This is a genomic window from Micromonospora solifontis, from assembly GCF_003725545.1.
Classification (GTDB): Bacteria; Actinomycetota; Actinomycetes; order Mycobacteriales; family Micromonosporaceae; genus Micromonospora; species Micromonospora solifontis.
The window spans coordinates 1-19,560 of the sequence record NZ_RJLN01000064.1 but is presented as its reverse complement, the minus strand read 5'-3'; the positions used below and the strand labels follow the sequence as shown (position 1 = coordinate 19,560).

Sequence of the window (19,560 nt, the reverse complement as noted above, 5' to 3'; positions counted from 1 at the left end):
CTTGTTAACGCCCAGGCGTTAACAAGGGGCCCCTCCTTTCACGCCGGGCGCACCTCGGCGAAGTGGCACGCCGAGGGGTGCGGATCGGCCGCGCGGAGCACGGCGTGCGGCTCCTGGGTGGCGCAGACCTCCTGGGCCTTCCAGCACCGGGTGCGGAACCGGCAGCCCGACGGCGGGTCGGCCGGGCTCGGCACGTCGCCGGTGAGCCGGATGATGTTCCGGTCCGCGCGGGCCTCCGGGTCGGGCACCGGCACCGCCGAGAGCAGCGCCTGAGTGTACGGGTGGGTGGCCCGCTCGTAGATCTCCTGCTCGGTGCCGATCTCCACGATCTTGCCGAGGTACATCACCGCGACCCGGTCGGAGATGTGCCGCACCACCGACAGGTCGTGGGCGATGAAGATGTACGACAGCCCGAACTCGTCCTGGAGCTGCTCCAGCAGGTTGATCACCTGGGCCTGGATGGAGACGTCCAGGGCGGACACCGGCTCGTCGCAGACGATGATCTCGGGTCGCAGGGCGAGCGCCCGGGCGATGCCGATGCGCTGCCGCTGGCCGCCGGAGAACTGGTGCGGGTACCGGTTGACGTGCTCCGGGTTCAGCCCCACCACGTCCAGCAGCTCCTGCACCCGCCGCCGCTTGCTGCCCTTCGGCGCCGCCTCCGGGTGGATGTCGAACGGCTCGCCGATGATGTCGCCGACCGTCATCCGCGGGTTCAGCGAGGTGTACGGGTCCTGCATCACCATCTGCATGTTCCGGCGCAGCCGGCGCAGCTCCGACCCGGAGGCCTTGAACAGGTCCCGGCCCTCCAGGCGGGCCCGGCCGGCGGTCGGGGTCTCCAGCCGCATGAGCAGCCGGGCCAGGGTCGACTTGCCGCAGCCGGACTCGCCGACCACGCCGAGCGTCTCGCCCCGGCGTAGCTCGAAGCTCACCCCGTCGACGGCCTTGACCGCCCCGGTCTGCTTCCTGAACAGCACGCCCTGGGTGATGGGGAAGTGCTTGACCAGGTTGTCGACGGAGAGGATGGTCTCGCCGCGGACCTTGGTCGGGCTAGCGGGCGCTGTCATCACGAACCTCCTGCGCGAAGTGGCACGCGCTGGTCCGGCCGTCGCCGAGGACCAGGTCGTGCGGCACCTCGTCGACGCAGACCTGCTGCGCGTACGGGCACCGGGGGTGGAACGGGCAGCCGGAGGGGATCCGCATCAGGTTCGGCGGCAGCCCCTTGATCGTGGAGAGCGCCTGGCCGCGCACGTCCAGCCGCGGGATCGACTCCAGCAGCCCCTTCGTGTACGGATGCGCCGGTGCCCGGTACAGCGGGCGCACGTCGGCGTGTTCGACGATCCGGCCGGCGTACATGACGGCGATCCGGTCCGCGACGCCGGCGACCACGCCGAGGTCATGGGTGATCAGGATCATCGCCATGTCCAGGTCGCGGCGCAGCTCGGCCAGCAGGTCCATGATCTGGGCCTGCACCGTGACGTCCAGCGCCGTGGTCGGTTCGTCGGCGATCAGCACCTTCGGGTTCAGGGCGAGCGCCACCGCGATCATGACGCGTTGGCGCATGCCGCCGGAGAACTGGTGCGGGTAGTCCCCGAGCCGCTTGGCCGCGGCCGGGATCTTCACCAGGTCCATCAGCTCGGCGGCCCGTCGGCGGGCGTCGGCGCGGGACATCCCCTCGCGTTGGCGTAGCGTCTCGCCGATCTGCCAGCCGACCGGGAAGACCGGATTCAACGCCGACAGCGCGTCCTGGAAGATCATCGCGATCTCCTTGCCGCGCACCTGCCGGCGCTGCTCCTCGGACTGGGTCAGCAGGTCCCGGCCCCGGTAGAGGATCTGGCCGGAGCGGACGTGGGCCGGGGGAGTGTCCAGGATGCCCATGATCGCCTGGGCGGTCACCGACTTGCCGGAGCCGGACTCGCCGAGCACGGCCAGGCTCTCGCCCGGGTCGAGGTGATACGACACCCCGTTGATCACCTTGGCCACGCCCTCCCGGGTGCGGAACTCGACGTGCAGGTCCCGTACCTCGAGCAGGTGGCCACCGGGCGGGGTGGGGGAGGCCGGTGTCGGCACAACGGTGGGTTGGGTCATGAGAACGTCACCGCAGCTTCGGGTCGAAGGCGTCGCGGATCGCGTCGCCGAGCATGATGAAGGCGAGCACGGTCAGCGCCAGGAAGGCGGAGGGGACGACCAGCGGGGTCGCGGACTCGCGCATGTGCACCCGGCCGGCGTCGATGTCGATGCCCCACGAGATGGTCGGGGCCTTGAGACCGATGCCGAGGAAGCTCAGCGTGGCCTCGGCGGCGATGAACGAGCCGAGCGCGATGGTGAGCACCACGATCGCCGGGGCGAGCGCGTTCGGCAGGATGTGCCGCCACATGATCCGGCCGTTCCCGGCGCCGAGCATCCGGGCCGCGGCCACGTAGTCCTGCTCCTTGGCGGTGATCACCGAGGAGCGGACCACCCGGGCCGCGGTGGTCCAGCCGAGCACCGCCAGCACGAAGATGACCGCGAACAGGCGGACGTTGTCGCTGCTGGTGCTCACCCGCTTGAGCAGCACGATCGCGGCGAGCAGCAGCGGGATGCCGAGCACGATGTCGATCACCCGGGAGAGCACCGCGTCGATCCACCGGCCGAAGTAGCCGGCGAGCATCCCGACGACCAGCGCGATCGCCCCGGTGAGCAGCGCGGAGAGCGCGCCGACCAGGAGCGAGGCGCGCGCCCCGTAGACCGCCCGGGCGTACGTGTCGCAGCCCTGGAAGTCGTACCCGAAGACGGCCCCGCCGGACGGCCCGGCGTGCTGCCGGGAGAGCACGCAGTCGCGCGGGTCGTTGGCGGTGAACAGCGACGGCACGGCGGCCATCGCGGCGACCAGCACGACCAGGGTGAGGCTGATCCAGAAGATCGGGTTGCGGCGCAGGTCCCGCCAGGCGTCGCCGGCCAGGCTGCGCGGCTTCTGGGCGGCGGCCGGGGTGCCCGGCTCGCCGGAGACGCCCCGCCGCGCGGCCTGGTTCTCGGTGGCCGCCACGGTCTCGAAATCACTCATAGCGGATCCTCGGGTCGAGTACGGCGTACAGGACGTCCACCACCAGGTTGGAGACGAGGTAGACCACGACCAGCACGCTGACGATGCCCACCACCAGCGGGCCGTCCTCGGTGCGGATGCCGCGGAACAGGTTGAAGCCGACACCGGGGATGTTGAACACGCCCTCGGTGATGATTGCGCCGCTCATCAGGTTGCCCAGCTCGACGCCGAGGAAGGTGACCACCGGGATGAGCGAGTTGCGCAGCACGTGCACGCTGACGATCCGCCGCTTGACCAGGCCCTTCGACCGGGCGGTGCGGACGTAGTCGGCGCGCAGGTTCTCCGCCACCGAGGTACGGGTCAGCCGCAGCGCGGTGGCCAGCGAGAGGGAGCCGAGCACGATGCCGGGCAGCAGCAGCGCGTACAGGTCCGGCTCGGCGCCGGCGGTCGGCGGGAAGAGCTGCCACTTCACGCCGAGGAAGTACTGGGCCAGCGGGGCGAGCACGATGGTCGGGATGCCGAGGACCAGCAGGGTGAGCACGAGCGTCGAGTTGTCGAAGACGCCGGCCCGCCGGATACCGGCGATGACCCCGGCGGTGACCCCGAAGACGACGGTCACGGCCATCGCGATCAGCGCGAGCTTGACGGTGACCGGCCAGGCGGCGGCGAGGATGTCGCCGATCTGCCGTCCGGTCAGCGACTGCCCCAGGTCACCCCGGAGGAGGTTCTTGAGGTAGTCGAAGTAGCGGTAGAAGAAGCCGCCGACGCCGGTGGCGTCCAGGTGGTACTTCTCAGTCAGGTATGCCCGCTGGGCCGCGGTGACGGGGCGTTCTCCCGCGAGCGCCTGGATGGGGTCGCCCTGCCCGGCGAACATCAGCGCGTAGACGATCAGGGTGGTCCCGAAGAACGCGAGGACCATCTGGAGCAGTCGCCGCAGAATAAAGCGGAACATACTGTGAAGTCTCCCTGAAAAAGGGCGAAGGGTGCGCCGTCCTGCGGGTCGGGCCACCCGCAGGTGGCCCGACCCGTCGTCCGGGACGTGTTACTTGACGGCCTCGATCTTCAGCAGGTCGACCCGGTCGAAGAGGTCCACCTCGACGTTCTTGACCTTGGTCGAGTGGCCGAAGTTGTTCTGGCCGTACCGGAGCGGGATCACCGGCATGTCCTCGGCCAGGAGGTCCTCCGCCGCCTGGTACTTCTTGATCGCCTCGTCCTGCGTCGGAGCGCTGGCACCCTCGGCGAGCAGCTTGTCGAACTCCGGGTTGCTGTAGCCGTAGTAGTTCGACGAGCCGTTGGTGCTGTACAGCGGGCCCAGGTAGTTCTCCATGGACGGGTAGTCCATGACCCAGCCCATCCGGAACATGCCGACCGGCTGCTTCTGCTTGAGCTTGGTCAGCAGGTCCGCGAACTTCGGCTCGGCGGTGCCGACGCACTCCACGCCCAGGTTGGCCTTGAGCTGGTTGCAGGTGGCGTCGATCCAGTCCTTGTGGCCGCCGTCGCCGTTGTAGGACAGCTCGATCTTCTTCGGGCCGCCCGCGGCCTCGTACATCGCCTTGGCCTTGGCCGGGTCGAACTCACCGGCGGCGCCGATGGTGTCCTCGCGGTAGCCGGCCACGACCGGCGAGACGAACGAGCGCGCCGGCTGCTGCGAGCCCTTGAAGATCGACTTGGTGATCTCGTCCCGGTCGATCGCCATCGAGATGGCCTTGCGCACCTCGGGCTTGCTGAACTCCTTCTGGAAGGTCGGGAAGGCCAGCACCTGGAGCGACGAGGCGGGGCTCTGCCGGAACCGGTCGCCGAGGTCGGTCGCCGCGGTGGACAGGTTCTCGGTCGGGATCTCCTTGATCACGTCGAGGTTGTCCGACAGCACGTCCGCGTACGCGGCCGTCATCTGCTGGTAGATCCGGAACTCGACGCCGCGCACCTTCGGCTGCTGGCCCGGGAAGGCGTCGTACTTCTCCACCTCGACCTTGGCGTCGTGCTGCCAGCTGCCCTTCATCTTGAACGGGCCCTGGCCGATGGGCGCCTGCTCGTAGCCCTCGGCGAGCACGCCCGGGGCGGAGAAGGCCGCCTTGGGCAGCGGGTAGAAGGCCGTGTAGCCGAGCATCGACTTGAAGTCGACGTACGGCGCCGAGAGCGTCACGGTGAAGGTCAGGTCGTCGACCTTCTTCAGGCCGGTCAGCGTCTTCGCCTTCGGCTTCTCGCCCTGCAGGTCCTCGTAGCCGGCGATCTTCTCGAAGAAGTAGCTCGAGTTCTGGCCGTTCGGGGCGTACGCGCCGTAGTTCCAGGCGTCGAGGTAGTTGTCGGCGGTGACCTTCTCGCCGTTGTGGAAGGTGTAGCCGGGCTTCAGCTTGATCGTCCAGACCTTGTTGTCCGACGACGTCACCGACTCCGCCGCCACCTCGTGGGGCTTGTTCGCCTCGTCGTAGTCGACCAGGGGGCTGAACAGGGCGGCCAGCACCTGCGAGCCACTCGTCTCGTTGGTGTTGGTCGGGACCAGGTGCTGCGGCTCGGCGATCTCGATCCGCACGGCCGCGTTGGGGTCGCTCTTGCCGCCGCTGCCGCCCGAGCCGCAGGCCGCGAGGCCCAGGGTCACCGCGAGCGGGAGGGCGGTCCAGGCAGCGAGCCTACGAACACGCATGGGGGGCTCCTCATCTCCTCACGCTGCGCAGTCAGGGCCGACGCTGGGTAACGCTGCGCAACGATCGGCAACGGTAGGTCGTCGGCAGCGAATTCGGCAACGAGAGCGTTGCGAAGCGATAACGGAGTGGGGGGCCCGGTCTTGTCGGCCTCCCATCGCTCTGCTATGTGGTTTGGCTGTCTGCGCTGCTCGGAGCCCATTTCGTGGGTGAGCTGCCGCGCCTCGATCGCGGTCTCTGCCGGCCCGTGTGCTTGCCCACCGACTGTCCGCTCCGCCCTGGTTGATCATCTCCTGTCCGTCCCACGATGTGGCACATTCCACAGGAAGTGACTCTCGGTGACCAAACCCACGTAACGGATCGTCACCACGGCCGGTCGTCGTTCCCGGTGCCGCCCGCCGTGAGACGATCCAGGCGTGACGGCGACGATCCTGGACGGCAAGGCGACCGCGGCGGAGATCAAGGACGAGCTACGGGCGCGGGTCAAGGCGCTGGCCGAGCGGGGGATCATCCCCGGACTCGGCACGGTCCTGGTCGGCGCCGACCCCGGCTCCCAGGCGTACGTCAACGGCAAGCACCGCGACTGCGCCGAGGTGGGCATCGCCTCGATCCGCCGGGAACTGCCCGCCGACGCCACCCAGGAGCAGCTCGACGCGGTCCTCGCCGAGCTGAACGCCGACCCGGCCTGCCACGGCTACATCGTCCAGCTTCCGCTCCCCGCGCACCTGGACACCCAGCGGACGCTGGAGATGATCGACCCGGCCAAGGACGCCGACGGCCTGCACCCGGTCAACCTGGGCCGCCTCGTCCTCGGTTACGACGCGCCGCTGCCCTGCACGCCGCGCGGCATCGTCGAACTGCTGCGCCGGTACGACGTCGGACTGAGCGGCGCCCGGGTGGCCGTGGTCGGCCGGGGCAACACCGTGGGCCGGCCGCTGGGCCTGCTGCTCACCCGGCGCAGCGAGAACGCCACGGTGACCCTCTGCCACACCGGCACGCTGGACCTGGCGGCACACACCCGCGAGGCGGAGATCGTCATCGTCGCGGCCGGGGTGCCCGGCCTGCTCACCGCCGACATGGTCACCCCGGGCGCCACCGTGGTCGACGTCGGCATCACCCGGGTGATCGGCGCCGACGGCAAGGGCCGCTACACCGGCGACGTCGATCCCGAGGTGGCGCAGGTGGCCGGCAAGCTGGTGCCGATGCCCGGCGGGGTCGGCCCGATGACCCGGGCCATGCTGCTCACCAACGTGGTCGAGCGGGCCGAGCGGCAGGGCTGACCACCCGAGCGGGTCATAACCGTCCGACCCAGGCCGGAACGGTGCCAGGATGGCTGATACGGTCCGGAAAACCGACTGGTATCAGGGAGTGGGACGACCATGGGTAAGAAGGTCACTGTCGTCGGGGCCGGCTTCTACGGCTCCACCACCGCACAGCGCCTGGCCGAGTACGACGTCTTCGACACCGTCGTGATCACCGACATCGTGGAGGGCAAGCCGGCGGGCCTCGCGCTGGACCTCAACCAGTCCCGCGCGATCGAGGGCTTCGAGACCAAGGTCGTCGGTGTCACCACCGGCCCCAACGGCGAGGGCTACGAGGCGATCGAGGGCTCGGATGTCGTCGTCATCACCGCCGGCCTCCCGCGCAAGCCGGGCATGAGCCGGATGGACCTGCTGGAGACCAACGCCAAGATCGTCCGTCAGGTCGCCGAGAACGTCGCCAAGTACGCCCCGAACGCCGTCGTCATCGTGGTCTCCAACCCGCTCGACGAGATGACCGCCCTCGCCCAGATCGCCACCCAGTTCCCGAAGAACCGGGTGCTCGGCCAGGCCGGCATGCTGGACACCGCCCGGTTCACCAACTTCGTCGCCGAGGCGCTGAACGTACCGGTCAAGTCGGTGAAGACCCTGACCCTGGGCTCGCACGGCGACACCATGGTCCCGGTGCCGTCGAAGAGCACCGTGGACGGCAAGCCGCTGCGCGACGCCATGCCGGCCGACCAGATCGAGGAGCTGGTCGTCAAGACCCGCAACGGTGGCGCCGAGGTCGTCGCGCTGCTGAAGACCGGCTCGGCGTACTACGCCCCGTCGGCCGCCGCCGCCCGGATGGCCAAGGCCGTGGCCGAGGACTCCGGCGAGATCATGCCGGTCTGCGCCTGGGTCGACGGCGAGTACGGCATCTCCGGCGTCTACCTGGGCGTCGAGGCCGAGATCGGCGCCCAGGGCGTCAAGCGGGTCGTGGAGACCGACCTGGACACCGACGAGCTGGCCAGCCTCAAGGAGGCCGCCGAGGCCGTCCGCGCCAAGCAGGCCGACATCGCCAACATGTGACCCCGTGACACCCGCGAAAGGGCGGGCCGGCATCCGCCGGCCCGCCCTTTCCCGTACCCCCAGCCCACCCCCACCCCCAGCCCCCCCCCGTCGATCATGAAGTTAGCGGCACTGGTGGAGATCCACATCGCCGCTAACTTCATGATCAACGGGGTGAGAGCGGGGTGGGGGTGGGGGTGGGGGTGGGGGTGGGGGTGGGGGTGGGGGTGGGGGTATGGGGGTTAGAGGGGGGTGAAGGGGTGGGTTAGGTGGGGGGTGGCGAGGGTGGTGGGGCCCTGGGTGGCCAGGGTGTGCAGGAGGGTCTGGCGGGTGGTGCGGGCGAGGGCGGGGTCCTCCTCGTGGGCGTAGGCGAGCGCCGGATCGGCCAGTTGCAACTGGTGCACCAGGAGGTCGCCGGTGACCAGGAGGCGGTCGTCGCCGGAGTCGACCAGCACGGACTGGTGCCCGGGGGTGTGCCCCGGGGTGCTCAGCACGCGTACCCCCGGGGTGAGGTCGGTGTCGCCGTCGACCACCCGCAGCCGGCCGGCGGCGCGCAACGGCCCGAGGAGCCGGGCCGGCAGCTCCGGGTGGAACCGCGCCAGGGCGTCCAGCTCGGCCCGTTGCACCAGGTGGTCCGCGTTCGGGAACAGCGCACCGGCCCACCCGACGTGGTCGGAGTGCAGGTGGGTGAGCACCACGGTACGGACGTCCGCCGGGTCGATCCCGGCTGCGGCCAGCTCCTCCGGCAGCCGGCCCGGGACCGGTGCCCAGCTCGCCGCGAGCGAGTCGGCCGGGCCGATGCCGGCGTCGACCAGGGTGACCGGCCCGTCCCCGCGGCGCAGCGCGAAGCAGCGGAACGGCAGCCACCAGCGGCCGTCCGGGGTGACGGCGGCCGGGTCCCGGCGGTCGGCCTCCGCCCACTGGTCGGCGGTGGCGTCGGGGAACGCCTCCTCGCGGGGCTGGAAGAAGGGCCCCGCGCCGTCGACCAGGGCGGTGACCGTGATAGACCCGAGCGTGTGATCCAGCGGCATCCGGGAAGGATGGCACCGCGTCCCGTTCCGGGGCGACCCCGTTCTTCCGCAGGGTGAGGCCGGCTGGGGAGCCCCGGTCAGTTTCCAGTACGCTCGTACTGCTTGAGCACGTGTCCCCCGAGAGGAGCGCCGGCCGATGGCGAAGATCAAGGTAAACAACCCGGTCGTGGAAATCGACGGCGACGAGATGACCCGGATCATCTGGAAGCAGATCCGGGAGCAGCTGATCCTGCCGTACCTCGATGTCGACCTGCACTACTACGACCTGTCGATCCAGCACCGCGACGAGACCGACGACCAGGTCACCGTCGACGCCGCGAACGCGATCAAGGAGCACGGCGTCGGCGTCAAGTGCGCCACGATCACCCCGGACGAGGCCCGGGTGGAGGAGTTCGGCCTGAAGAAGATGTGGCGGTCGCCGAACGGCACCATCCGCAACATCCTCGGCGGCGTCGTCTTCCGCGAGCCCATCATCATGTCCAACGTGCCGCGGCTCGTCCCGGGCTGGACCAAGCCGATCATCATCGGCCGGCACGCGCACGGCGACCAGTACAAGGCCACCGACTTCGTCGTCCCCGGCCCGGGCACGGTGACCATCACCTACACCCCGGCCGACGGCGGCGCGCCGATGGAGATGGAGGTCGCCAACTTCCCCGGCGGCGGCGTCGCCATGGGCATGTACAACTTCGACGAGTCGATCCGGGACTTCGCCCGCGCCTCCATGCGCTACGGCCTGGACCGCGGCTACCCGGTCTACCTGTCGACCAAGAACACCATCCTCAAGGCGTACGACGGCCGGTTCAAGGACATCTTTGCCGAGGTGTTCGAGAACGAGTTCAAGTCGGAGTTCGAGAAGGCCGGCATCACCTACGAGCACCGGCTGATCGACGACATGGTCGCCGCCGCGCTCAAGTGGGAGGGTGGCTTCGTCTGGGCCTGCAAGAACTACGACGGTGACGTCCAGTCGGACACCGTCGCGCAGGGCTTCGGCTCGCTCGGCCTGATGACCTCCGTGCTGATGACCCCGGACGGCCGCACCGTCGAGGCCGAGGCCGCGCACGGCACCGTCACCCGGCACTACCGGCAGTACCAGAAGGGCGAGAAGACCTCGACCAACCCGATCGCCTCGATCTACGCCTGGACCCGGGGCCTGGCCCACCGGGGCAAGCTGGACGGCACCCCGGCGGTCACCGAGTTCGCCAACACCCTGGAGAAGGTCATCGTGGAGACCGTCGAGGGCGGCCAGATGACCAAGGACCTCGCGCTGCTCATCTCGCGGGACGCCCCGTGGCTGACCACCGACGAGTTCATGAACGCGCTCGACGAGAACCTGGCGCGCAAGCTCGCCGCCTGACCCTCACCCGCGTCACCGACCGAGCCCGCCGGCCCCGTGCCGGCGGGCTCCGTCGTGTCCGGGCGTCACCGCGGCCGGCCGCGCCTCGTTGAGCAGGGTGGACGAGATGTAGTCCCGTCCAGGAAGGTTGACCGCGGTCGCCTCGCGGCCTGAGTGCCGACCAGCCAGCCTTCCCGGCTGTCGCGCGCAGCCAGCCGTCCCTTCCCTTGCGGGGGGCCCTGTCCCGGGCCCCCCGCGCCCTGTTGTGCGGGGGGTGTCACACGGCGCGGAGCAGTTCGGCGGCGCGCTCCGGGGCGATGTCGTTGATGAAGACGCCCATCCCGGACTCGGAGCCGGCCAGGTACTTCAGCTTGTCCTTGGCCCGCCGGATGCTGAACAGCTGCAGGTGCAGGTGCCCCAGCTCGCGGTCGACGCGTACCGGGGCCTGGTGCCAGGCGGCGATGTAGGGCATCGGCAGGTCGAACAGCCCGTCGAAGCGGCGCAGCACGTCCAGGTAGAGCGGGCCGAAGGCGTCCCGCTCGGCGTCGTCCAGCGCCGGGATGTCCGGCACCGGCCGGTGCGGCGCCACGTGCACCTCGAACGGCCAGCGCGCCGCCGCCGGCACGTACGCCGTCCAGTGCTCGTTGGCCGCCACCACCCGGGTCCCGGCGGCGCGCTCGGCGGCGAGCACGTCCGCGTACAGGTTCCCGCCGGTCCGCTCGGCGTGCCGGCGGGCGGCGGCCAGCATGGTCCGGGTCCGCGGCGTGACGAACGGGTACGCGTAGATCTGCCCGTGCGGGTGGTGCAGGGTCACGCCGATCTCCACGCCCCGGTTCTCGAACGGGAAGACCTGCTCCACCCCGGGCAGCGCGCCCAGCGCGGTGGTCCGGTCGGCGAGGGCGTCCAGCACGGTCCGCACCCGGTGGGGGGAGAGGCCCGCGAACGAGGCGTTGTGGTCGTCGGTGAAGCAGACCACCTCGCACCGGCCGCGCCCGGGGCGGACCGGCGTGAACGGGGTGATCTCGTCCGGCTCCGCGGCGACCCGCTGGCTCAGCGACGGGAAGCGGTTCTCGAAGACGGCCACGTCGTAGTCGGGGGCCGGGATCTCGCTGAGCCGGCCGTCCCGGGACGGGCAGAGCGGGCACTCGTCGGCCGGGGGGAGGAAGGTGCGGGTCTGCCGGTGCACCGCCACCGCCACCCACTCGTCGGTGAGCGGGTCGTACCGGAGCTGGGAGGCGGGTGGCGGCGGGGGCAGCTCGCGCCGGTCCGGCTGGTCGCGGACCGCGTCGTCCCGCTCGTCGAAGTAGATCAACTCGCGGCCGTCGGCCAGCTCGATCTGCGTACGCTTCACTCCGCCCCCTCGCTGCCCGGCACGATCACCAGCTCGCCCACCCTCTCCTCGAGTACCCGGCGCGCGGCCGGCGCCAACCGGTCGTCGGTGACCAGCACGTCCGCCGCGTCCAGGCCGACGATCGAGGAGATACCGACCGTGCCCCACTTGGTGTGGTCGGCGAGCACGACCAGCCGGTCGGCCGCCGCCACCAGGGCCCGGTCGGTGTCCGCCTCCATGAGGTTCGGCGTGGTGAACCCGGCCCGTTCGCTGATCCCGTGCACGCCGAGGAAGAGCAGGTCCAGGTGGAGCGCGCCGAGCGCGGCCACCGCGAGGGGACCGACCAGCGCGTCCGAGGGGGTACGCACCCCGCCGGTGAGCACCACGGTCTGGTCCGGCCGGCCGCCGACGTGCAGGATCTCGGCCACCGGCAGGGAGTTGGTCACCACGGTGAGCCCCGGTACGTCGAGCAGGTGGCGGGCCAGCTGGGCGGTGGTCGTGCCGGCCGAGAGGGCGACGGCCGCGCCGGGGCGGACCAGCGCCGCGGCCCGGGCCGCGATGGCCGCCTTCTCCGCGGCCTGGCGGACCGACTTGGCCCGGAAGCCCGGCTCGTCGGTCGAGCTGGGGCCGGCGAGGGTGGCCCCGCCGTGCACCTTGGCCAGCAGCCCCTGGTCGTGCAGGGTCTCCAGGTCACGCCGGATGGTCATGTCGGAGACGCCGAACTCGGCGGCCAGCTCGGTGACCCGGACGCCGCCGGCGGCGCGGACCCGGTCCAGGATGGCCGCCTGCCGCTGCCGTGCGAGCATCCCCGATCACCTCCGCCCTCCCGACCACATGCCCACGCGGTCGAACGTGTTCCAACAAGAACGAACACTAGCGCGCAGCGGAGCACAGGGGAAGCGAACCGGGGAGCGGACGCGCGACCGCCGCCGACCCGGGGCGGGACGGCGGCGGTCGGTGGCGCCGGTCAGGCGGACTGGAGGCTGGGCTCCACCCAGCCGGTCTCGGTCAGGTGCTCCATCACCCGCTGCACCGCCTCCTCGACCGTCAGGTCCGTGGTGTCCACCACCAGGTCGGCGTCGGTCGGCTCCTCGTACGGGTCGTCGACGCCGGTCATCCCGGTGAGCAGGCCGGCCCGGGCACGGGCGTACAGGCCCTTACGGTCGCGCAGCTCGCACACCTCCAGTGGGGTGGCGACGTGGACCAGCAGGAACCCGGCCCCGGCGGCGTGCGCCATCTCCCGGGCGGTGGCGCGGGCCGCCGCGTACGGGGCGATCGGGCAGCAGATGGCCACCCCCCGGTGCCGGGCGATCTCGGCGGCCACCCAGCCGATCCGCCGGACGTTGGCGTCCCGGTCGGCCTTGCCGAAGCCCAGCCCGGCGGAGAGTTCCCGGCGCACCACGTCCCCGTCGAGCAGGGTGATGGTGCGGTCGCCGCCCTCGCGCAGCACGTCCGCCAGGCCGCGGGCGATGGTCGACTTGCCCGAGCCGGAAAGGCCGGTCAGGAAGATCACCAGACCCCGGTGCCGGCGCGGCGGACGGGCCCGGGCCAGCTCCTTCGCCACCGCCGGCGGGGTGTGCCACTCGGGCAGCGGGAAGCCGCGGTCCAGCAGGTCCTCGATCTCCTCCTGGCGGAGCGCCAGCCGCCGGTTGCGCGGCGGGATGTCCTCGCGCCAGCGCCACTGCCCGTCCCGGTTGTCGTACGCCAGCTCGCGGGGCACCAGCACCCGCAGCCCGGCCCCGGAGAGCATGCCTTCGGTGGAGAGCAGATGGGTCACCCCGTACGCGGCGGCCACCCGGGCGCGTAGCAGCGCGTCGCTGATCTCGTCCCGTCGGCGGACCAGCGGCACCGCCACCAGGGTGGCCGGGGGCATCCGGTCCCGCGCGGCGAACACGCTGCGGACCAGCGCCTCGGCCGGCAGCCCGCCGACCGACTCCTCACCGACCGGGATCAGCACCAGCAGGTGCGCGCCGAGGGTACGGGCGGCGTGGGCGATCTGCGCGAGCTGCGGCCGGTGCAGTGGACGGTCGGCGAACACACCGAGCACCCGTCCCGGGGGCAGCAGCGCCCGGACCTCCTCCGGGCTGCGCCGCAGCCGCTGGAACGGTCCGTGGCCGCCGTCGCCGAGGCGGCGTACCGCGCCGCCCACGCCGACGATCCCGTCCCGGACCGGCCACACGTCGGTCACGTCCATGGCGGCCACCGGGGCGCCCTCACCGTCGGTGAGCACCAGCGCCCGGCGCAGCGGGTCGTCCAGCACCAGCCCCTCGGTGAGCGCCGCCGGCACCTGGAGGGTCACCGGCACCGGCCAGGGCGTGCCGTCGTGGAGCCGGCCCCGCCGACTCAACGAGACCAGGTCGGGGCGGGTCATGAACCCGGTCAGCGGGGCGTACGCCCCGGTCAGCAGCAACTCCAGATCGGCCAGCTCACCGGTGCGCGGCGTGTACGTCGGCGCGTCCCGCAGCACGTCCTCGGGAAGCACCCACCCGTTGCTCATCGAACCCCCAACTCACCGACCGGCCCACAGTTTCGCAGCCGACCGGCGATCGGTCGAGAGCGCCACTCCCCTCCCGGCCGCCCGGCCGGGTGGTCCGGCCTACGCGACCACGACCGGAGCCGGAACGGCCGGGCCGCGGCCCAACCGGCGGGCCACCGCCCGGCGCAGCCGGGACCAGAAGGTCCGCTCGTCCTCCACCCGGGGCCGGGCGCCGTCCGCGGCGCAGTGCACGAGCAGCGGCAGCCGGGTGTCCCGGGTCCATCCCGCGCCGGTCACCCGGGCCTTGAGCTGCCAGGTGCCCCGGGTCCGGCCGCCGTTCAGCGCGGCGAAGTCGACCGTGCCGGCCGCCCGGTGCCGGATCAGCAGCACGTCCCCCTCGGGTAGCCGCTCGGTGTCGACGGTGACCGGCAGGAAGATCTCCTCCTGGGTCTCCCGGTTCCGGGCGACGAGGTCGACCTTGGGCCGGCCGGCCGGGGCGGCGCCGGGCGGCGGCTCGACGCCGTCCACCGGGAACACCGGCAGGTCCCGGCCGTCGGCGCCGAACCGCATCGGCTCGTCCCCGGCCCGGAGCTCGGCGTGGACGGTGATCGTGAGGGTCGATCCCGCCACCGCCCAGCGCGTGATCGAACCGTGCGCCCGGACGCCCGCCTCCCACTCGGCCAACCGGCGCAGGTCGGCGACCCGGCCCTGTTCGGCGAGGGACGCGATGGCCCGCTGCAGCGGCGGCAGGCCGGCGGCGACGCCCGGGGCGAACCGGTCCCGGACGATCTGCCGGATCTCCCCGGCGACCTGCTCGATCCAGTCCTGGGGGGCGTCGGTCATCCGGCGTCCGCGCAGCCGCTCCACCATCTCGTTGCGCAGCCACCGCCGGTGCAGCCGGTCGCGCAGCGCGCCGGGCGGGACGTGGGCGTCCACGATGTCGAGGGCCTCGCGCAGGCCGGCGTAGTACTCCGCCGGGTCGAGCCGGGTGGCGGTCACGTTCCCCGCGTCGGTGCGGCGCTGGTGGTGGTAGCAGGTGTAGTCCGCCAGCACGCAGGTCCGCCCGGAGAGCAGGTACGCCCGCACCACCATGCGGTGGTCCTCCAGCCGGCGGGGCGGCCCCTCCGGGAACCGCAGCCCGTGCTTGTCGAGGAACGCGCGACGGAACAACTTGTGGCAGGTCAGGCTGTCGATCAGCGGCGCATTGGCCAGCGTGGCGTTGGGCCGGTTCTGCCGGAACAGCTCGCGCGGGACGCTGCGCCGGTGTCCGGCCATCTTGCCGACCACGATGTCGGCGTCGTACTCCCGGGCGCAGGCGTGCAGCCGTTCGAGCGCCTCGTCGGCGAACCAGTCGTCGTCGTCGGCGAAGAAGACGTACTCGCCCCGGGCCAGCTCGGCGCCGACGTTGCGCGGCCGGGACGGCCACCCCGAGTTCTCCTGGTGCACGACGTGGAAGTGCGGGTGGGTGGCGGCCAGGTCGTCCAGGCGGCGCGGAGTGGCGTCGGTCGAGCCGTCGTCGACGAAGATCACCTCGAACTCCTCCGGCGGCAGCGACTGGCGTTCCAGCGACTCGACCAGGCGGTCGAGGTGCGGCCCGATGTTGTAGGCGGGCACCACCACGCTCACCTTGGGACACTCCGCGCCGACGATCATGTGATTCCCCCGATGTGATCGGTCCGGCTCCCGCCCCCGTCGGCGACGCCGGCTCCCCATGGTGGACGCCCGATGGGCAGCTTCGGTTGCAGCTTTGTTACCAACAGTTCACCCGGCGGGAGTGGCACCTAGGGGAGGGCCGGCCCGGGATCAGGGAATCGCCGGGGTCGCAGCCGGTCCCCCCGGTCGCCCCGAATGCCTACGCTGGAGGTCGTGACACTGCTCGCGACCGAGTCGCTGACCAAGACGTACGGAGGTCGGGTCACCGCGTTGACCGACCTCACGGTGTCGGTCGAGCCGGGGATCATCGGGCTGGTCGGCGCCAACGGCGCCGGCAAGTCCACCCTCATCAAGATCCTGCTGGGTTTGCTCGCCCCGACCAGTGGTCGGGTCAGCGTGCTCGGCCTCGACCCCACCGTCGATCCCGCGGCCGTTCGCGCCCGGGTCGGCTACATGCCCGAACACGACGCCCTCCCGCCCGACCTCTCCGCCGCCGAGCTGGTCACCCACCTCGGCCGGATGAGCGGCCTGCCACGGACGGTCGCCCGGGAACGGGCCTCCGAGGCGCTGCGCCACGTCGGGCTGCACGAGGAGCGCCACCGCGCCGTCGGCGGCTACTCCACCGGCATGAAGCAGCGGGTCAAGCTGGCCCAGGCCCTCGTCCACGACCCCGACCTGCTCCTCCTGGACGAGCCGACCAACGGGCTCGATCCGGCCGGGCGGGACGCCATGCTGGCCCTCATCCACCGGATCGGCACCGAGTTCGGCATCTCCGTGCTGGTCTGCTCGCACCTGCTCGGCGAGGTGGAGCGGATCTGCGACACGCTCGTCGCCATCGACGGCGGCCGGCTGCTGCGCGCCGACCGGGTCGCCGCGATGACCTCCGCCACCGACGTGCTCGCCGTCGAGGTGAGCGAGGGTACGGAGGACCTCGCCGCCCGGCTCGCCGGGATCGGCCTGCCGGTGTCCCGGGAAGGTCGGCTGCTGCTCGTGCCGCTCGCCGATGACGCCACCTACGACCAGATCATCGGCGCGGTCGCCGAGCTGGACCTCCCGCTGCACCGGCTGGACCAGCGCCGCCACCGGGTGGCCGAACTCTTCGCCACGAGGGAGCCCAGCCATGTCTGAGCCGACCGGCGTCATCCACGACATCGGGTACCAGCGCTACACCGGCCCCCGGCTGGGTCGCCGGTACGTCTTCGGGGCGCTCTACGTGCACGGCCTGCGGACCGCCTTCGGGCTGGGCCGCTCCGCGAAGGCGAAGATCTTCCCCTGGCTGGTGATGGGCATCGTGCTGGTGGTGGCCGCCGGGCTCACCGCCGTCCGCACCCAGACCGGCCAGGTCGTCATGACGTACGCCCAGTTCGCGGACGCGATGAGCTGGCTGGTCATCTTCTTCGTCGCGGTGGTCGGGCCGGAGCTGGTCTCCCGCGACCTGCTCAGCGGCGTGCTGCCGCTCTACTTCTCCCGGCCGCTCCCGCGTGGCGACTACGCCCTGGCGAAGCTCGGCGCGCTGGGCACCGCGCTCTGGCTGCTGCTCGGCGCGCCGCAGCTGGTGATGTTCCTCGGTGCGGCGTTCACCACCAAGGACGGGTTGCCCGGGGTCTGGACCGAGCTGGGCGACCTGCTGCCCGGTCTGCTCTACGCGGCCCTCTGGGCGGTGGTCTTCGCCTCGGTCGGGCTGCTGATCGCCTCGTTCACCGGCAAGCGGGCGTTCGCGGCCGGCGGCATCGTGGCCGTGTTCCTGATGACCGCCCCGATCGTCGGCATCCTGTCGATCATGCCGTCCCGGACGGTCAACGAACTGGCCATGCTCGGCTCGCCCACCGCCCTGATCCACGCGGTCGGCCAGTACACCCTCGGCGACCTGCTGGTCCCCGGCGGGCAGGCCGAAGACCAGATCGGCGGCTTCGGGCCGGTCTACGTGGCCGCCGCCGTGCTGCTGGTGGCCGGCTGCGTCGCCCTGCTGCTGCTGCGATACCGGAAGGTGGCCACCCGATGACCACGATCAGCGCGGAGGCGGCGGCCCCGACCACACCCGCCGCCAACCTCGACCTAGCCGGCGTCTCCCGCTGGTACGGCAACGTGGTGGCGGTCAACGACGTCACCATGCGGCTGGGGCCCGGGGTGACCGGCCTGCTCGGGCCGAACGGCGCCGGGAAGACCACGCTGCTGCACATGATGGCCGGATTCCTCGCCCCGTCCCGGGGCGCGGTCACCCTGGACGGCGAGCCCACCTGGCGCAATCCCGGTGTCTACCGGCGGCTGGGCCTGGTCAGCGAGCGGGAGGCGGTGCACACCTTCCTCACCGCGTACGAGTTCGTGCTGGCCAGCGCGAAGCTGCACCGGCTGCCCGACCCGGAGGCGGCGGCCCGGCGGGCCATCGACCTGGTCGAGATGGCGGACGCGCAGGACCGGCGGATCGGCACCTACTCGAAGGGCATGCGGCAGCGCACCCGGGTGGCCGCCGCGCTGGTGCACGACCCGACGGTGCTGCTGCTCGACGAGCCGTTCAACGGGATGGACCCGCGGCAGCGGCTGCACATGATGGCCCTGCTGCACCGCCTCGGCGACGGCGGCCGGACCATCCTGTTCAGCTCGCACATCCTGGAGGAGGTCGAGCAGGTCTCCGGCACCGTGCAGGTGATGGTCGCCGGCCGGCTGGCCGCCTCCGGCGACTACCGGACCATCCGCCGGCTGATGACCAACCGCCCGCACGTCTTCCGGGTCCGCTCCACCGACGACCGGGCCCTCGCGGTCGCGCTGATCGCCGAGGAGTCGGTGACCGGGGTGGAGCTGGGCCGGGACGGGCTGACCGTCCGGGCCGGGGACTACGGCGCCTTCACCCGGGCGCTGCCGAAGATCGCGCTGGCCCGGGGCGTCCGGGTCCGTTCGCTGACGCCCGAGGACGAATCGCTGGAGAGCGTCTTCTCCTACCTGGTGGGGGCCTGACATGTCGACGGTTACCTGGATCACCGCGCGCGGACTCTTCGGCCGGCGCCGGTTCCTGCTGCTGCTCCCGCTGCCCGCGCTGCTGCTGGTGCTGGCCATCCTCTCCCGCGCGCTGGGCGTCGACCCGGGCCAGTGGGGCCCGCCGGTGCTGGTCGGCCTCGGGCTCGCCGTGGTGCTGCCGGTGGTCGCGCTGATCGTCGGGACCGGCGTGCTCGGCGCGGAGATCGACGACGGCACGGTGGTGCACATCCTCACCAAGCCGCTGCCCCGCTGGCAGATCGTGCTGCCGAAGCTGGTGGTGGCGGCCGGGGTCAGCGCGGTCACCGTCGCGGTCCCGCTCTACGTCGCGGGCGTGCTCGCCCATTCGGTACGCCTCGGCCTGGCGCTCGCCGCCGCGTCGGCGCTGGGCGCGCTGGCGTACTCGGCACTGTTCCTGGCGCTCAGCCTGGTCACCCGCCGGCCGGTGCTGCTCGGCCTGGTCTACGTGCTGATCTGGGAGGGGCTGCTGGGCCGGTTCGTGGACGGCACCAAGGTGCTCTCCATCCAGCAGTGGGTGATCGCGCTCGCCGACCGGATGGCCCCCACCGACCTGCTCGCCACCACCGTCTCCGTCCCGGTCGCCGCCGTCCTCACCGGCCTGGTCGTGGTCGGCTTCACGGTGCTCGCCATCGACCGCCTCCGCTCCTTCAGCGTGGCCGGCGAAACGAGCTGACCCCGCCCACCCCGCCCTCGCCCCGCCCGCCCACCCCGCCCGCCGTGGGCCCTGATTCACGGAAAGAGTGGCCTCGGCGGCGTGGATGACCACTCTTTCCGTGAAT

The 19,560-nt window shown here is 71.8% G+C and carries 17 protein-coding genes; 7 read left to right on the top strand and 10 right to left on the bottom strand.

Annotated features, from left to right (window positions below):
* Positions 1 to 38: 38 nt before the first annotated feature.
* The 5 genes from EFE23_RS20160 to EFE23_RS20140 all read right to left on the bottom strand — a co-directional run bounded on the left by EFE23_RS20160 (position 39) and on the right by EFE23_RS20140 (position 5,660).
* Positions 39 to 1,064 (bottom strand): ABC transporter ATP-binding protein, encoded by a 1,026-nt coding sequence (locus tag EFE23_RS20160; RefSeq protein WP_123242502.1) that lies wholly within the window; start codon positions 1,062 to 1,064, stop codon positions 39 to 41.
* Positions 1,048 to 2,085: an ABC transporter ATP-binding protein gene (locus EFE23_RS20155; RefSeq protein WP_123242501.1), complete on the bottom strand. Its 1,038-nt coding sequence runs from the start codon at positions 2,083 to 2,085 to the stop codon at positions 1,048 to 1,050. Before EFE23_RS20155 ends, EFE23_RS20160 begins: the two co-directional genes overlap by 17 nt.
* A 7-nt stretch (positions 2,086 to 2,092) precedes the next feature.
* Positions 2,093 to 3,040 carry an ABC transporter permease gene (locus EFE23_RS20150; RefSeq protein WP_123242500.1) on the bottom strand — a complete coding sequence of 316 codons (948 nt, stop codon included), beginning with the start codon at positions 3,038 to 3,040 and terminating at the stop codon, positions 2,093 to 2,095.
* Positions 3,033 to 3,971, bottom strand: coding sequence for an ABC transporter permease (locus tag EFE23_RS20145; protein ID WP_123242499.1), 939 nt, complete (start codon positions 3,969 to 3,971; stop codon positions 3,033 to 3,035). Before EFE23_RS20145 ends, EFE23_RS20150 begins: the two co-directional genes overlap by 8 nt.
* Positions 3,972 to 4,061: 90 nt before the next feature.
* Entirely contained in the window at positions 4,062 to 5,660 is a 1,599-nt protein-coding gene (locus EFE23_RS20140; RefSeq protein WP_123242498.1) for a peptide ABC transporter substrate-binding protein, read from the bottom strand.
* Positions 5,661 to 6,074: 414 nt separating this feature from the next.
* Between EFE23_RS20140 and EFE23_RS20135 the strand changes: the two genes are divergently transcribed.
* On the top strand, positions 6,075 to 6,938 hold the full coding sequence (locus EFE23_RS20135; protein WP_123242497.1) for a bifunctional methylenetetrahydrofolate dehydrogenase/methenyltetrahydrofolate cyclohydrolase: 864 nt from the start codon (positions 6,075 to 6,077) through the stop codon (positions 6,936 to 6,938).
* Positions 6,939 to 7,037: 99 nt separating this feature from the next.
* A complete protein-coding gene (locus EFE23_RS20130) occupies positions 7,038 to 7,988 on the top strand; it encodes a malate dehydrogenase (protein ID WP_123242496.1) in 951 nt (316 codons plus the stop codon).
* Between the two features lie 221 nt (positions 7,989 to 8,209).
* Here the strand turns inward: EFE23_RS20130 and EFE23_RS20120 are convergent, their stop codons facing one another.
* A complete protein-coding gene (locus EFE23_RS20120) occupies positions 8,210 to 8,998 on the bottom strand; it encodes an MBL fold metallo-hydrolase (RefSeq protein ID WP_123242495.1) in 789 nt (262 codons plus the stop codon).
* Positions 8,999 to 9,134: 136 nt separating this feature from the next.
* On the opposite strand from EFE23_RS20120, the gene EFE23_RS20115 reads away from it, so the two are divergent.
* Complete coding sequence (locus EFE23_RS20115) at positions 9,135 to 10,352, top strand: NADP-dependent isocitrate dehydrogenase (RefSeq protein ID WP_123242494.1); 1,218 nt, start codon at positions 9,135 to 9,137, stop codon at positions 10,350 to 10,352.
* Positions 10,353 to 10,608: 256 nt separating this feature from the next.
* Here the strand turns inward: EFE23_RS20115 and galT are convergent, their stop codons facing one another.
* From galT to EFE23_RS20095, 4 genes are all read right to left on the bottom strand, one after another.
* Entirely contained in the window at positions 10,609 to 11,682 is a 1,074-nt protein-coding gene (galT, locus tag EFE23_RS20110) for a galactose-1-phosphate uridylyltransferase (protein WP_123242493.1), read from the bottom strand.
* Complete coding sequence (locus EFE23_RS20105) at positions 11,679 to 12,467, bottom strand: DeoR/GlpR family DNA-binding transcription regulator (RefSeq protein ID WP_123242492.1); 789 nt, start codon at positions 12,465 to 12,467, stop codon at positions 11,679 to 11,681. The genes galT and EFE23_RS20105 overlap by 4 nt, the downstream gene beginning before the upstream one ends.
* A gap of 161 nt (positions 12,468 to 12,628) precedes the next feature.
* On the bottom strand, positions 12,629 to 14,158 hold the full coding sequence (cysC, locus tag EFE23_RS20100) for an adenylyl-sulfate kinase (RefSeq protein WP_123242491.1): 1,530 nt from the start codon (positions 14,156 to 14,158) through the stop codon (positions 12,629 to 12,631).
* A gap of 99 nt (positions 14,159 to 14,257) precedes the next feature.
* Positions 14,258 to 15,763 (bottom strand): glycosyltransferase family 2 protein, encoded by a 1,506-nt coding sequence (locus tag EFE23_RS20095; RefSeq protein WP_233601078.1) that lies wholly within the window; start codon positions 15,761 to 15,763, stop codon positions 14,258 to 14,260.
* Positions 15,764 to 16,003: 240 nt separating this feature from the next.
* On the opposite strand from EFE23_RS20095, the gene EFE23_RS20090 reads away from it, so the two are divergent.
* Genes EFE23_RS20090 through EFE23_RS20075 form a run of 4 tightly spaced genes read left to right on the top strand, consistent with a single transcriptional unit; the run spans position 16,004 to position 19,454 of the window.
* Complete coding sequence (locus EFE23_RS20090; RefSeq protein WP_123242489.1) at positions 16,004 to 16,918, top strand: ABC transporter ATP-binding protein; 915 nt, start codon at positions 16,004 to 16,006, stop codon at positions 16,916 to 16,918.
* Positions 16,911 to 17,792 (top strand): ABC transporter permease, encoded by an 882-nt coding sequence (locus tag EFE23_RS20085; RefSeq protein WP_123242488.1) that lies wholly within the window; start codon positions 16,911 to 16,913, stop codon positions 17,790 to 17,792. Before EFE23_RS20090 ends, EFE23_RS20085 begins: the two co-directional genes overlap by 8 nt.
* Positions 17,789 to 18,742, top strand: a complete 954-nt coding sequence (locus tag EFE23_RS20080) for an ABC transporter ATP-binding protein (protein ID WP_123242487.1) — start codon at positions 17,789 to 17,791, stop codon at positions 18,740 to 18,742. The genes EFE23_RS20085 and EFE23_RS20080 overlap by 4 nt, the downstream gene beginning before the upstream one ends.
* Before the next feature lies 1 nt (position 18,743).
* A complete protein-coding gene (locus EFE23_RS20075) occupies positions 18,744 to 19,454 on the top strand; it encodes an ABC transporter permease (protein WP_123242486.1) in 711 nt (236 codons plus the stop codon).
* The last annotated feature ends 106 nt before the right edge of the window (positions 19,455 to 19,560 follow it).